The following is a 13,640-nucleotide window of genomic DNA, read 5'->3' as shown; positions in this document are numbered from 1 at the left end:
TTGAGCAGCACGATCTGGTCGGTGGACGAGCACCTGGACGACATTCTCGGCGCGGTGCGACCGCTCGAACCCATCGAGCTGCAACTGCACGACGCCCAGGGCTGCGTGCTCGTCGAGGACGTCATGGTGCAGATCGCCCTGCCGCCCTTCGACAACAGCTCGATGGACGGGTACGCCGTCCGCGTCGCCGATGTCGAGGGCGCCGACGAGGAGTTCCCCGCGGTGCTCACCGTCATCGGTGACATCGCGGCGGGCAGCGACGGACTGCCCGGCGACCGGAGCCTCGGCCCCGGTGAGGCCGCCCGGATCATGACCGGTGCCCCGCTGCCGGCCGGTGCCGAGGCCGTGGTCCCGGTCGAGTGGACCGACGGCGGTACGGGCGGCGGCCCCGCCGACACGATGCGCTCCCTGCGGGAGGCCCCGGAGGGAGCGGGCGGCGAGGTCCGGGTACACCGCCCGGTGGAGGCCCGCGCCCATGTCAGGGCCCGCGGCAGTGACGTGAAGCCGGGTGATCTGGCGCTGGGCGCGGGATCGGTGATCGGCCCGCCGCAGATCGGGCTGCTCGCGGCGATCGGCCGCTCGACGGTGAAGGTGCGGCCCCGGCCGCGCGTCGTCGTCATCTCCACCGGCAGCGAACTGGTCCAGCCCGGCGAGGAACTGACGGGCGGCCGGATCTACGACTCGAACAGCTTCGCGCTCACGGCCGCGGCCAAGGACGCCGGAGCGATCGCGTACCGGGTCGGCGCCGTCACCGACGACGCCGATACGCTCCGCGCCACGATCGAGGACCAGCTGATCCGGGCCGACATCGTCGTCACCACCGGAGGCGTCAGCGTCGGCGCGTACGACGTCGTCAAGGAGGCCCTGTCCTCGGTGGGCGACGAGGACGAGCCGGGCAGCGGCATCGACTTCCGCAAGCTCGCCATGCAGCCGGGCAAGCCGCAGGGCTTCGGCTCGATCGGCCCCGACCACACCCCGCTGCTGGCGCTGCCGGGCAACCCCGTCTCCTCGTACATCTCCTTCGAGCTGTTCGTGCGGCCCGTGATCCGCACCCTGATGGGCCTCAAGGACGTGCACCGCCCCACCGTCCGGGCCACGCTCGACGCCGGCAAGGCGCTCTCCTCGCCGTCCGGCAAACGGCAGTTCCTGCGCGGTACGTACGACGCGGAGGCCGGCACGGTCACGCCCGTCGGCGGTTCCGGATCGCATCTGATCGCCGCACTCGCCCAGTCCGACGCGCTCATCGTGCTGCCCGAGGACGTCATCTCCGCCGAGCCCGGCACGGACACCGAGGTGATCCTGCTCCGCTGATCCCGGGGCGGTGGCGGTACGGTGTCTGGCGCTGTGCCTTCCCGGGGACACCCCCGGGCCCCGGGCCCGCACCCCGGTGCGGGCCGAGCGGGCAACCGGCGCCCTACCGCGAGGCGGAGTTAGTTGAGTACGCAGAACAGGCTGACGCACATCGACGAGGCGGGCGCGGCCCGCATGGTCGACGTCTCGGAGAAGGACGTCACCGCGCGGACGGCCCGCGCCAGCGGCCGGGTACTCGTCTCGCCGCGCGTGGTCGAACTGCTCCGCGGCGAAGGGGTCCCCAAGGGCGACGCCCTCGCCACCGCCCGGATCGCCGGGATCATGGGAGCCAAGCGCACCCCCGACCTCATCCCGCTCTGCCACCCGCTGGCCGTCTCCGGGGTCGAGGTCGACCTGAGCGTCGCCGACGACGCGGTGGAGATCCTGGCCACCGTGAAGACCACGGACCGCACAGGCGTCGAGATGGAGGCCCTGACCGCCGTCTCCGTCGCGGCGCTCACCGTGATCGACATGATCAAGGCGGTCGACAAGTCGGCGGTCATCACGGACGTACGGGTCGAGTCGAAGTCCGGCGGCAAGTCCGGCGACTACCGGCGCACCGAGGACTCCCGGCGCACCGAGGACCTCCAGCGCACCGGGCCGGACGGAGCGGACGCGTGACGGCGCCCGGGACGCCACCGGCTCCGGCCCCCTACCGCGCCCTCGTCGTCACCGCCTCCAACCGCGCCTCGGCCGGCGTCTACGCCGACAAGGGCGGCCCCCTGATCTCCGAGGCGCTCACGCAGCTCGGCTTCGCCGTCGACGGCCCGCAGGTCGTGCCCGACGGCGACCCGGTCGAACAGGCCCTGCGCGCCGGGGCGGCGGCGGGGTACGACGTCATCGTCACGACCGGCGGTACGGGCATCTCGCCCACCGACCGCACCCCCGAGGCCACCCGCCGCGTCCTGGACCACGAGATCCCCGGCATCCCCGAGGCGATCCGCGCCGAGGGCCGCGACAAGGTCCCCACCGCCGCGCTCTCCCGGGGCCTCGCGGGCGTCGCGGGCCGCACCCTCATCGTGAACCTGCCGGGCTCCACCGGCGGGGTGCGTGACGGACTCGCCGTCCTCGCCCGTCTCCTGGTGCACGCCGTCGATCAGTTGCGCGGCGGCGATCACCCCCGACCGGGGAGCCCGAGCTGAACGTCTCGACCTGGCCGGTGGTCCTCAGCGACGGCGAGATCGTGCTCCGTCCGATCAAGCTGCGCGACCAGCGCATGTGGCGCGAGGTCAACCGGCGCAACCGCGACTGGCTGCGTCCCTGGGAGGCGACGGTGCCGCCGCCCGCGCCGGGCGGACCGGTGGCCCAGCGGCCCACGTACCGTCAGATGATCCGTCACCTGCGCGCCGAGGCCAACGCGGGCCGGATGCTGCCCTTCGCCATCGAGTACGAGGGCCGGCTGGTCGGTCAGCTGACGGTCGCGGGGATCACCTGGGGCTCGATGTGCTCGGGCCATGTCGGCTACTGGGTCGACCAGGACGTGGCCGGCCGGGGTGTGATGCCGACCGCGGTCGCCCTCGCCGTCGACCACTGCTTCCGCACGGTCGGACTGCACCGCATCGAGGTGTGCATTCGGCCGGAGAACGCGCCCAGCAGAAGGGTCGTGGAGAAACTGGGATTCCGCGAAGAGGGCCTGCGTCCGCGCTATCTCCACATCGACGGCGCCTGGCGGGACCACCTGATCTATGCGCTCACCGCGGAGGAAGTACCCGACGGGCTGCTTCGGCGCTGGCACCGGTCGCGACCTGGGACGCCACGGGAAATGAAATAAGTGTTCGATATTGATCGGCAGTTGACCGATGACGAACGCACAAACACCCACGGTTGATCCGAACAATCACAAAAAAAGTCCGTGATATCAGCCGGATCGTGCGACACACCGGGCCAATTGGCGGATGCCCCCGCGCAAACCCCTCTACGGTGTGAGACGTGAGCAGCAGCGGCCTCATCTACGCAGTCATCGTCGGGGCCTGGGCCGCCTACTTGGTGCCGATGTGGCTCCGCAGGCAGGACGAGCTCAACGAAGCCCGTCCGACGGAACGCTTCAGCACCGCCATCCGGCTGCTGTCCGGACGGGCGGCGATGGAGCGCCGGTACGCCAAGGAGCTGCGGGAGCGCACCGCCGAGGAGGCGGGGCCCGACGCCGACCCGGACGTCGACACGGACCGAATGGTCTCCGTGGACGTCCGGGCCTTCGCCGCGCCCGAAGCGCACACCGAGGCCCGGGTGCACGACCCGGCGCGCGCGCCCGAGCGCACGCCCGAGGAGCGCGCCGAACAGGCCCAGGCACCGGCTCAGGCTTCCGCCCGGCGTGCACGCCCGCGCCAGGGCGGAAGGGACGCCGAGCGCGTCCGGCGCGCCCAGCGCCTCCAGGTCCTCGCGCGCCGTCGGCGCACCACCGTCGTCCTCTTCCTGGCCTTCACCCTCGGCGCGGTGGTCGCGGCGGTCGGCGGCCTGCACTTCCTCTGGGCGCCCGCGGTCCCGGCCGTGCTGCTGAGCACGTACATCGTGCATCTGCGGGCCCAGGAACGGCGCCGGTTCGCCTTCACCATGGACCGGCGCCGGGCCGAGGTGGCGGCGCAGCACCTGCGTGAGAACCGCACCCGCAGGCACCAGCCGGCCGCGGCGGCCCCCGCCGAGCCCGACGAGGAGCCCGAAGCGCACCGCCCCGAGCCGGAGCCCGCGCCCGCGGTCTCCCCGCAGGAGGCCGGCCGCCGGGCCCTGGTCGAGCAGACGGACCACGCGGAGTGGGTCGACCAGCAGCGCGAACGCGGCCGGGCCCAGGGTGACAGCTGGGAGCCGGTCCCGGTCCCGCTGCCGACCTACGTCACCGCCCCGGTCGCCCCGCGCGCCACCGGCGGCGTCGAGGTCGGCAACCCGGAGACCTGGAGCGCGGCCCGCTCCAGCGCCGCCGAGCCCACGGGCACCTCGCACCCCGTCGCACCCGCGGTCGACCCCGCGCCACGCCAGCGCACCAACCAGTCCCGTCGCACCCGCGACCGCGGCCGGACCCCGCTCTTCGACCAGTACGAGGACGGGGAACGCCCCAGAGCCGCCAACGAGTGAGCCCGCTCCGGGCCCGCTGCGCCGCCGCCCCGGCTGACCAGCACGGAGCGGATTTCCGAGCACCCCGTTCGGGGTGCTAGAGTTTCACTCGTTGCAAGGGCCTGTGGCGCAGTCTGGTAGCGCACCTCGTTCGCATCGAGGGGGTCTGGGGTTCAAATCCCCACAGGTCCACCGCACACACGAGATCCCGTCCGATCGAAAGATCGGGCGGGATCTCGTCGTTTCGGGGGCGCTCGATGCCTGCCCGGGGTGGCGAACGTCGGATCAGTGCGCCGCGTCCAGGCGGGCCCGCTGGTCGTCCGTCAGGTCCAGGTCCACCGCTGCCAGGTTCTCCTTCAGCTGTGCCACCGATGACGCCCCGGCCAGCGGGATCACGGGCAGGCGGTGGCCGATCTGCCAGGCCAGGACGACCTGGTTGATGCCGGCTCCGGTCTCGGCGGCGATCTCGCGCAGGACCGCGAGCCGGGCGGGGGTGCCGGGGTGGTCGTAGTCCGCGGGGAGGGGCTTGTCCGTGCGGGTGTAGGCGCCGGCGAGCAGCGGGGAGTAGGCGACCAGGGTCAGTCCGGGCTCGGCGCGGAGGTAGCTGAGCATCTCGGGGCCGGCGTGGCCGAGGCTGCCGTCCTCGAAGAGCGGGGTGGGGATGTCGTACCGGGGGCGCAGGTGGCTGTGCTGGTACTGCAGGACCTCGTAGCCGGGCAGTCCGGCGGCGGCGGCGAGGGCGCGGGCGCGCTCCACCCGCCAGACGGCGTGGTTGCTGGCGCCCAGCAGGCCGACCGTTCCCTCGGCCACCAGCTCCCCGAATGCCTCGACGGTCTCGCCGAGGGGGACGGTCCGGTCCTCGATGTGTGCGTAGAGCAGGTCGAGCTTGTCCACGCCGAGCCGTTCCCGGCTGCGTTCGGTGGCCTCGCGGACCGCCTTCGCGGACAGGCCCTCCGGGTTGTCGACGAACCCGGTGCCGGGCGCGAGCGGTTCGGCGCCGAGCTTGGTGGCGATGACTATCTCGTCACCGATGCCGCGGCTGCGCCGCCACTTGCCGAGCAGCCGCTCGCTCTGGCCGCCGAGGCCGCCGTCGACCCAGTAGGCGTAGTTGTCGGAGGTGTCGATGAAGGTTCCGCCGGCCTCGACGAAGTGGTCCAGGACGGCGAACGAGGTCTTCTCGTCGGTGACCGACCCGAAGAGCATCGCGCCGAGCGCGAGGACGCTCACCTCGCGGCGGGTGGCGGGGTCGGTGCCGATGGTGCGGTACTTCATGACTGTTCCTCCCGTTCCGGCCGCCGTCGTTCGGTGGCCGTGGGAAGGAGTGTGGATGTTGAAGTGCACTTCAACGCAAGGGGGTTCCGGCCGCCGGCCCGGGACGTGCGTCGCCTACGCTGGGCGCGTTACCCGCTCTCGAATTCTTCGGAATTCACCGCACCGAGAGGAGCGCCCAGTGACGGTCGACAAGCCCGGGCTCCGGATCGACACCAGCAGGCCCCACCCCGCGCGCGTCTACGACTGGCTTCTGGGCGGCAAGGACAACTATCCGGTCGATCAGCGGGTGGCGGAGCAGCTGCCGGCCGAGGCGCGGGGCAACGCGGCGCGGAACCGGGCCTTCATGCACCGGGCCTCCGCCTGGCTGGCCCGCAACGGGGTCGACCAGTTCCTCGACATCGGCACCGGCATCCCCACCGAGCCCAATCTGCATCAGGTGGTCCAGCGCATCACGCCGTCCGCCCGGATCGTCTACGCGGACAACGACCCGATCGTGCTGCGGCACGCGGAGGCGCTGCTGGTCAGCAGGCCGGAGGGGGCCACCGACTACATCCACGCGGATGTGCGCAAGCCGGAGGCGATCGTCGAGCACGCCCGCAAGCTGCTGGACTTCGACCGGCCGGTCGCGTTGTCCCTGATCGCGCTGTTGCACTTCCTGCCGGACGACGAGGACCCGTACGCCATCACCCGCGCCCTGGTCGACGCCCTGCCGTCGGGCAGCTTCCTGGTGCTCTCGCACGGCACGGCCGACCAGCACCCGGAGCTGAAGGACGAGACCGAGGCCACGTACAAGAAGGGGGCGATTCCGCTGCGGATGCGTACCCGGAGCGAGGTCGAGCCCTTCTTCGAGGGGCTGGAGCTCGTCGAGCCCGGACTGGTCTTCGCCACGGAGTGGTACCGCGAGGAGCCCGCGCCGGTGCGGGAGCGCAGCGGCTTCTACGTAGGGGTCGGCCGGGTGCGCTGAACCCGGGCCGATGAGTTCTCGGCGGTGCGGCGGTCCTGCTCTTTTGTGGCGATGAGCGGGAAGGTGGACCGATGACCGATCTGAACGATGTCCTGAAGAAGCATGTCGGTGACGGGGCGGCGCCCGGGGCCGTGGGGCTGGTGGCCCGGGGGGACCGGGTCGAGGTGGTGGCCGTCGGGTCGGCCGATGCGGAGGGTACGGTCCCGATGCGCAGGGACTCGATCTTCCGTATCGCGTCGATGACCAAGCCCATCACCGCCGCCGCCGTCATGATGCTGGTCGAGGAAGGCCGGATCGCGCTGAACGAGCCGGTCCGGCAGTGGCTGCCGGAGCTGGCGGCCCCGATGGTGGTCCGTACGTCGGCCTCCCCGGCCGACGACGTGGTCCCCGCCGACCGGGTCATCACGGTGGAGGACCTGCTCACCTTCCGGGCCGGGTACGGCTTCCCGTCGGACTTCTCGCTGCCCGCGGTCCAGCTGCTGTTCAGCGAGCTGAAGCAGGGGTCGGGGTCGCTCCAGCCGCAGCAGGTCCTGGCGCCGGACGCGTGGATGGCGGCGCTGTCCCGCATTCCGCTGCTCCACCAGCCGGGAGAGGAGTGGCTGTACAACACCTGCTCCGACATCCTCGGGGTGCTGATCGCCCGGGTCTCGGACCGGCCGTTGCCCGAGTTCCTGGCGGAGCGGCTGTTCGCGCCGCTGGGCATGGCCGACACCGGGTTCGCCGTGCCGGCGGCGAAGGCCGACCGGTTCACCTGTTTCTACCGGGCCGATCCGGAGAGCGGCGGGCTCCGGCTGGCCGATGGTCCGGACGGGCAGTGGAGCAGCCTGCCCGTGTTTGCGTCCGGCGCCGGCGGGCTGGTCTCGACCGCCGACGACTGGCACGCCTTCGCCCGGATGCTGCTCGCCGGGGGTGCCGGGGGAAGGGCCGGTGGGCGTCGGGTGCTGTCGGAGGAATCGGTGCGGCTGATGACCACCGACCATCTGACGCGGGCGCAGCGCGAGCGCAGCACGCTGTTCCTGGAGGGCCAGGGCTGGGGCTACGGCGGGTCGGTGGACGTCGAGGCCGTCGATCCCTGGAACGTTCCGGGGCGCTACGGCTGGGTGGGCGGCACGGGAACGGCGGGACATCTCACGCCCGCCACCGGCACCGTCTCCGTCCTGCTGACCCAACTGGCGATGACCGGACCGACCCCGACCCCGCCGGTGCGGGAGTTCTGGCGGTACGCCGCCGGTGCCTGACGGCCGGGCGGTGCGGCCACTGCCGCAGTACGTCGGCTACCGCAGCGGCTTCGCGTAGCAGCGACTGCTCTCGTACATGCGGTAGTGGCCGAACTTCTCGCACGGGGCGTAGCCGCTGGACACGTACAGCGCGATCGCCTCGGGCTGCCGGTCCCCGGTCTCCAGCACCATGCGGACACGGCCCGCCGCCCGCGCGTCCTCCTCCAGGGCGGCCAGGATGCGGCGGGCCAGCCCCTTGCCCCGGCCCTCGGGTATCACGAACATCCGCTTGAGCTCGGCGTCGCCGTCCGAGTAGCCCTCGTCGTTACGGTCCTGGGTGCGCCATCCGCCGGTGGCCACGGGGCGGTCCAGCTCGTCGTAGGCGAGGAGATACAGACCGTGCGGCGGTGCGAACATCGACGGGTCGAGCGGTGTGACATCGCCCTCGTCCCCGTAGCGCTCGGCGTATTCGAGCTGCACCTGGTCGTTGAGTTTGACGGCGTCGGGGTGGTCGAAGGGCCGAGGGTGGATATTCATGCGCCATATCGTACATGTATGCGTGCGACGAATGTCGGTATCGTGCCTGGATGCTGACTGTCACCACAGCCAATGTCAACGGGCTCCGTGCCGCCGCCAAGAAGGGCTTCGTCGAGTGGCTGGCCCGGACCGAAGCCGATGTGATCTGCCTCCAGGAGGTGCGGGCCGAGCCTGAGCAGCTGCCCGAGGAGGTGCGTGAGCCGGCCGGCTGGCACACCGTGCACGCACCGGCCGCGGCCAAGGGGCGGGCCGGGGTCTCCCTCTACACGCGGCGTGCGCCGGAGCGCGTGCAGATCGGGTTCAGCGGGTTCGGGGACGCCGGGAGCGAGGAGTTCGACGCGAGCGGGCGTTACGTCGAGATCGACCTGCCGGGCGTCACGGTCGCGAGCCTGTACCTGCCCTCCGGCGAGGTCGGGACCGAGAAGCAGGACGAGAAGGAGCGGTTCATGGCCGCGTTCCTCCCGTATCTGAAGGGCCTGCGGAAGCGGGCCGCGGAAGGCGGCCGCGAGGTGGTGGTCTGCGGCGACTGGAACATCGCCCACCAGGAGGCCGACCTCAAGAACTGGAAGGCCAACAAGAAGAGCTCCGGTTTCCTCCCCGAGGAGCGGGAGTGGCTGACCCGGGTCTTCGACGAGGCCGAGTACGTCGATGTCGTACGGGCGCTGCACCCCGACGAGGAGGGGCCGTACTCGTGGTGGTCCTACCGGGGGCGGGCCTTCGACAACGACACCGGCTGGCGCATCGACTACCAGGTGGCGACGCCCGGTCTGGCCGGGCGCGCGGTGAAGGGCTGGGTCGAGCGGGCCGCGACGCACGCCGAGCGGTGGAGCGACCACGCACCGGTGACGGTGGTCTTCGAACAGTAGAGCGTGCGAACGGGGTGAGTGCGGGGCGGTCCGGTCCGGGAAGCATTCCGGTGTGCGAGCGGGAGTGCCCCACCGGCGGCCGTCGTCGCGTGACCGTCCGTCAGGGGGCGAAGTCCCGCGGCGGTTCGCCGGTGCTCTCGCGGCGCAGCCGCCGGTCCAGCGCCATGGACAGCTCGGCGTCCACCACCGCGCGGGCCAGCGGCCGGAGCTGCGGCGGCTCGGCCTCGCCGTCGTGGCCGCCCTGGTCCTCCAGGACGCTCACGAAGAGTTCGGCGAGCGCGTCGGCGTGCTCGCGGACGCGGCGGCCGGCCGCGAGCACGGTCGCGAGCGGCACTCCCTCCCGTACCAGCTGGGACGAGACCTCCAGCAGGCGGCGGCTGATGTGGACGATCTCGTCGCCGTCCGTGGCGAGATAGCCCAGTTCGAGGGCGGCGGCCAGGTTCTCCGGGGTGGTCTCGCCCTCGAAGTAGTCCGCGAGCTGCTCGGGGGTGAGGCGTACCGGGGTCTCCTCGGTCGGCTCGCCCAGGCCCAGCACCTCGGCGACATCGCGGCCGCTCTCGAAGGTGCGGGCGAGATCGGCGATGCCGGTGAGGGTGTGGCCGCGTTCCAGCAGGCCGGTGATGGTGCGCAGCCGGGCCAGGTGGTGGTCGTCGTACCAGGCGATGCGCCCCTCGCGGCGGGGTGGCGAGATCAGTCCGCGCTCCCGGTAGAAGCGCACGGTCCGCACCGGGATGCCGGCCTCCTTGGCCAGCTCCTCCATGCGGTATTCGCGGTGCTCGCGTCCTTCAGCCACACCCGCACCCTACCGGCCTCCCCCGTGGCGGAGGCCGGAAGTTGTACCGTCGGTAACTTTCCCGCGCCGTACCCCTACCCATCGGTACGGAGCTGCTCTACTCTCCCAACAATGCCAGTGATTGCTGGCAGAGTCGTGTGACGTACCGCGGGAGGCGGCAGCATGGCCCAGCACGAGCACGTACGAGTGGCGGTGATCGGATCCGGATTCGGGGGCCTCGGGGCCGCGGTCCGGCTGCGCCGCGAAGGCATCACGGACTTCGTCGTCCTGGAGCGGGCAGATTCCGTCGGCGGCACCTGGCGCGACAACAGTTACCCGGGCTGCGCCTGCGACGTACCGTCCCACCTCTACTCGTTCTCGTTCGCGCCCAACCCCGAGTGGCCGCGCACCTTCTCCGGGCAGGAGCACATCCGCGCCTACCTGGAGCACGTCGCGGACACCTTCGGGCTCCGCCCGCACCTGCGGCTCGGCCATGAAGTGACGGTCATGCGCTGGGACCGCGAGGAGCTGCACTGGGTCATCGAGACGGCGAACGGGGCCGGTTTCACCGCCGATGTCGTGGTCTCCGCGAGCGGTCCGCTCTCCGATCCGAAGACGCCGGACATCCCCGGTCTCGCCGACTTCCCCGGCGAGGTCTTCCACTCGGCCCGCTGGAACCACGACGCCGATCTGACCGGCAAGCGCGTCGCCGTGATCGGCACCGGCGCCTCCGCCATCCAGATCGTGCCCGCGATCCAGCCGAAGGTCGGCAGCCTGACGCTCTTCCAGCGCACCCCGCCCTGGGTCATGCCGCGCATGGACCGGAAGATCAGCGGCGCCGAACGCTGGCTGCACCGTGCCGTGCCGGTCACCGGCACGGCACGCCGCGGACTGCTCTGGGGCATACGGGAGTTGCAGGTCAGCGCCTTCACCAAGCACCCGGGCGAGCTGGGCCTGGTCGAGAGGATAGCCAAGGCCAACATGGCGCGGGCCATCAAGGACCCCGCGCTGCGGGCCAAGCTGACCCCCTCGTACCGCATCGGCTGCAAGCGCATCCTGCTCTCCAGCGCCTACTACCCGGCGCTCGCGCAGCCCAACGTGGACGTGGTCGCCTCCGGCCTGGCCGAGGTGCGCGGCTCCACGCTCGTCGCCTCCGACGGCACGGAGACCGAGGTCGACGCGATCATCTTCGGCACCGGCTTCCACGTCACCGACATGCCGATCGCCGAGCGCGTGGTGGGCGCGGACGGCATCACGCTCACCGAGTCCTGGAAGGACGGCATGCAGGCGCTGCGCGGCGCCAGCGCCGCCGGCTTCCCCAACTGGATGACGATCATCGGCCCCAACACCGGGCTCGGGAACTCCTCGATGATCCTGATGATCGAGGCCCAGCTGAACTACATGGCCGACTACCTGCGCCAGCTGAACGTGCTGGGCGGGCGCGTCGCGCTCGACGCGCGGCCCTCGGCGGTCGGGTCCTGGAACCGCCGCGTCCAGGAGCGGATGAAGCGCACCGTGTGGAACACCGGCGGCTGCAACAGCTGGTACCTGGACGCCAACGGGCGCAACACCACGGTCTGGCCTGGCACCACCTCCGAGTTCCGCAAGGCGACGCGGCAGGTCGACCTCTCCGAGTACGAGGTCGTACGGATCCCGAAGCAGGCCGTCGCCGCGGCGAGGGCCACCGCCGGGCCGAAGGCCGTCGCCGAGGAGGTCGCGGGATGAGCCGGCTGCTGCGGCGCGACGGCGCCCCGCCGGTCCCCACGCGCGAACTCACCGTGCGCTCCGCCGACGGCGCCCGCATCCACGTCGAGGTGCACGGGCGGGACGGCGCCCCGGCAGTGGTCCTCGCGCACGGCTGGACGTGCAGCACCCGCTTCTGGGACGCGCAGATCAGGGATCTCGCGGCGGACCACCGGGTCGTCGTCTACGACCAGCGCGGCCACGGCGGTTCGCCCGCGGTCGCCCCCGGCGGATACAGCACCGACGCACTCGCCGACGACCTCGAAGCGGTACTGGCCGCCACCCTGGAACCGGGGGAGAAGGCCGTGATCGGCGGGCACTCCATGGGCGGCATGACGATCATGGCCGCCGCCCGGCGGGCCGGGCTGCGCGAGCACGCGGCGGCCGTACTGCTGTGCAGCACCGGGAGTTCGCGTCTGCCCGCCGAGTCGACGGTGGTACCGATGCGGGCCGGTTCGGTGCGGACCCGGATGACCCGGGGAATCCTCCTGGCGTCGGCCCCGCTGGGACCGGTATCGCCGATTACCCGGCGGGTGCTCAAGTACGCCACGATGGGAGCGGGGGCGGCACCGGAACGGGTCGAGACCTGCGCCCGGATCGTGCACGCCTGCCCGAGGAAGGCCAGGGCCGCCTGGGGGCGGGTCCTCGCGGACCTCGATCTCGACGCGGGCGTACGGGAGTTGCGGGTGCCCACGGCGGTGATCGCGGGTACGGCGGACCGGCTCACCCCGATCGGGCACGCCCGGTCGATCGCGGCCGCGCTCCCCGACGGCCTGGGGCTCACCGAACTGGCGGGCCAGGGCCACATGACGCCGGTGGAGGCGCCGGAGGCGGTCACGGCGAAGCTCCGGGAGCTGGTCGCCGCGTACCTCCCGGCGGGCACGGACGAGGGCGCGAACGAGGGCGCGAACGCGGGCACGAAGACGGATTCGAGTGCGGGCACGGGTACGGCCGAGAAGGAGGAGGTCGCATGAGCGGCAGGCGGAGTCTCGAAGGACAGGTCGTCGTCGTCACGGGCGCGGCGCGCGGCGTGGGTGAACTGCTGGCCCGCAAGCTCTCGGCGCGCGGCGCCAAGCTCGCGCTGGTCGGGCTGGAGCCGGACGAGCTGAAGAAGGTCTCCGAGCGGCTGCACTCGGAGAGCGACCACTGGTTCGCGGACGTCACCGACCACGAGGCGATGGCGCGGGTCGCCCAGGAGGTCAAGCAGCGGTTCGGGAAGATCGACGTCGTCGTCGCCAACGCCGGGGTCGCCGCGGGCGGACCGTTCGTCGACTCGGACCCGGATGCCTGGCGCCGGGTCATCGAGGTCAACCTGATCGGCGGCGCGGTGACCGGGCGGGCGTTCCTGCCGGTGCTGATGGAGAGCCGCGGCTACTTCCTCCAGATCGCCTCGCTCGCGGCGATGACGCCGGCGCCGATGATGACCGCGTACTGCGCTTCCAAGTCGGGCGTGGAGGCGTTCGCGCACAGCCTGCGGGCCGAGGTCGCCCACCGGGGCGTGAAGGTCGGGGTCGGCTACCTGTCCTGGACCGACACGGACATGGTGCGGGGCGCCGACCAGGACGACGTGATGCGGGAGCTGCGCCAGCGGCTGCCCTTCCCGGCGAACCGCACGTACCCGCTGGGCCCCGCCGTCGACCGGATCGTCGCCGGTGTCGAGCGCCGCTCCCCGCACGTGTACGCGCAGTGGTGGCTGCGCGGGATGCAGTCGGTGCGGGGCTACCTGCCCTCGCTGATCGGCGTCGTCGGCCAGCGGGAGGTCCGTAAGTTCGGCTCGCGGCTGGACAGCGTGAGCAAGGGGCTCGTGGGCGCCGGGGGCGCCGCCGACCAGGACGCGAGGGCGGCGGCTACGCAGAGTAAGTGATCGACATGCG

At 72.1% G+C, this 13,640-nt stretch carries 14 protein-coding genes and 1 tRNA gene; 12 read left to right on the top strand and 3 right to left on the bottom strand.

Features of this window, described 5'->3' with window-relative positions:
- The 6 genes from glp (at nucleotide 1) to ACFYY7_RS19575 (ending at nucleotide 4,587) form a co-directional block, all read left to right on the top strand.
- On the top strand, nucleotides 1-1,311 hold the full coding sequence (glp, locus tag ACFYY7_RS19600; RefSeq protein ID WP_388662952.1) for a gephyrin-like molybdotransferase Glp: 1,311 nt from the start codon (nucleotides 1-3) through the stop codon (nucleotides 1,309-1,311).
- Between the two features lie 123 nt (nucleotides 1,312-1,434).
- Nucleotides 1,435-1,971: a cyclic pyranopterin monophosphate synthase MoaC gene (moaC, locus tag ACFYY7_RS19595; protein ID WP_266732208.1), complete on the top strand. Its 537-nt coding sequence runs from the start codon at nucleotides 1,435-1,437 to the stop codon at nucleotides 1,969-1,971.
- A complete protein-coding gene (locus ACFYY7_RS19590) occupies nucleotides 1,968-2,492 on the top strand; it encodes a molybdenum cofactor biosynthesis protein B (protein ID WP_388662950.1) in 525 nt (174 codons plus the stop codon). The genes moaC and ACFYY7_RS19590 overlap by 4 nt, the downstream gene beginning before the upstream one ends.
- A 17-nt stretch (nucleotides 2,493-2,509) precedes the next feature.
- Nucleotides 2,510-3,121 (top strand): GNAT family protein, encoded by a 612-nt coding sequence (locus tag ACFYY7_RS19585; RefSeq protein ID WP_356083086.1) that lies wholly within the window; start codon nucleotides 2,510-2,512, stop codon nucleotides 3,119-3,121.
- A gap of 158 nt (nucleotides 3,122-3,279) precedes the next feature.
- Entirely contained in the window at nucleotides 3,280-4,416 is a 1,137-nt protein-coding gene (glpR, locus tag ACFYY7_RS19580) for a gephyrin-like molybdotransferase receptor GlpR (protein ID WP_388662948.1), read from the top strand.
- 97 nt (nucleotides 4,417-4,513) lie between these two features.
- Nucleotides 4,514-4,587: transfer RNA gene (locus tag ACFYY7_RS19575), tRNA-Ala, on the top strand.
- A gap of 93 nt (nucleotides 4,588-4,680) precedes the next feature.
- On the opposite strand, the gene ACFYY7_RS19570 is transcribed toward ACFYY7_RS19575, so the two are convergent.
- Nucleotides 4,681-5,667, bottom strand: coding sequence for an aldo/keto reductase (locus ACFYY7_RS19570; RefSeq protein WP_356083092.1), 987 nt, complete (start codon nucleotides 5,665-5,667; stop codon nucleotides 4,681-4,683).
- A gap of 178 nt (nucleotides 5,668-5,845) precedes the next feature.
- Between ACFYY7_RS19570 and ACFYY7_RS19565 the strand changes: the two genes are divergently transcribed.
- Together ACFYY7_RS19565 and ACFYY7_RS19560 are read left to right on the top strand one after the other, a co-directional pair.
- Nucleotides 5,846-6,631 (top strand): SAM-dependent methyltransferase, encoded by a 786-nt coding sequence (locus tag ACFYY7_RS19565; protein ID WP_388662946.1) that lies wholly within the window; start codon nucleotides 5,846-5,848, stop codon nucleotides 6,629-6,631.
- A 71-nt stretch (nucleotides 6,632-6,702) separates the two neighbouring features.
- Complete coding sequence (locus ACFYY7_RS19560; RefSeq protein ID WP_388662945.1) at nucleotides 6,703-7,869, top strand: serine hydrolase domain-containing protein; 1,167 nt, start codon at nucleotides 6,703-6,705, stop codon at nucleotides 7,867-7,869.
- Nucleotides 7,870-7,905: 36 nt separating this feature from the next.
- Here the strand turns inward: ACFYY7_RS19560 and ACFYY7_RS19555 are convergent, their stop codons facing one another.
- A complete protein-coding gene (locus tag ACFYY7_RS19555) occupies nucleotides 7,906-8,385 on the bottom strand; it encodes a GNAT family N-acetyltransferase (protein ID WP_358941399.1) in 480 nt (159 codons plus the stop codon).
- Between the two features lie 50 nt (nucleotides 8,386-8,435).
- Here ACFYY7_RS19555 and ACFYY7_RS19550 point away from each other — a divergent pair, with 50 nt between their 5' ends.
- Nucleotides 8,436-9,251 carry an exodeoxyribonuclease III gene (locus ACFYY7_RS19550; RefSeq protein ID WP_383709741.1) on the top strand — a complete coding sequence of 272 codons (816 nt, stop codon included), beginning with the start codon at nucleotides 8,436-8,438 and terminating at the stop codon, nucleotides 9,249-9,251.
- 100 nt (nucleotides 9,252-9,351) lie between these two features.
- On the opposite strand, the gene ACFYY7_RS19545 is transcribed toward ACFYY7_RS19550, so the two are convergent.
- A complete protein-coding gene (locus ACFYY7_RS19545; RefSeq protein ID WP_388663230.1) occupies nucleotides 9,352-10,011 on the bottom strand; it encodes a MerR family transcriptional regulator in 660 nt (219 codons plus the stop codon).
- A 195-nt stretch (nucleotides 10,012-10,206) separates the two neighbouring features.
- Between ACFYY7_RS19545 and ACFYY7_RS19540 the strand changes: the two genes are divergently transcribed.
- Genes ACFYY7_RS19540 through ACFYY7_RS19530 form a run of 3 tightly spaced genes read left to right on the top strand, consistent with a single transcriptional unit; the run spans nucleotide 10,207 to nucleotide 13,630 of the window.
- Nucleotides 10,207-11,748: a flavin-containing monooxygenase gene (locus ACFYY7_RS19540; RefSeq protein WP_388662943.1), complete on the top strand. Its 1,542-nt coding sequence runs from the start codon at nucleotides 10,207-10,209 to the stop codon at nucleotides 11,746-11,748.
- Nucleotides 11,745-12,740: an alpha/beta fold hydrolase gene (locus tag ACFYY7_RS19535; protein WP_388662941.1), complete on the top strand. Its 996-nt coding sequence runs from the start codon at nucleotides 11,745-11,747 to the stop codon at nucleotides 12,738-12,740. Before ACFYY7_RS19540 ends, ACFYY7_RS19535 begins: the two co-directional genes overlap by 4 nt.
- Nucleotides 12,737-13,630 carry an SDR family oxidoreductase gene (locus ACFYY7_RS19530; protein WP_388662939.1) on the top strand — a complete coding sequence of 298 codons (894 nt, stop codon included), beginning with the start codon at nucleotides 12,737-12,739 and terminating at the stop codon, nucleotides 13,628-13,630. The genes ACFYY7_RS19535 and ACFYY7_RS19530 overlap by 4 nt, the downstream gene beginning before the upstream one ends.
- The last annotated feature ends 10 nt before the right edge of the window (nucleotides 13,631-13,640 follow it).

It is taken from the genome of Streptomyces sp. NPDC001933 (assembly GCF_042890955.1).
Taxonomy (GTDB): domain Bacteria; phylum Actinomycetota; class Actinomycetes; order Streptomycetales; family Streptomycetaceae; genus Streptomyces.
Note: the sequence above shows the minus strand (reverse complement) of the source record. Positions and strands in the feature narration are given on the sequence as shown.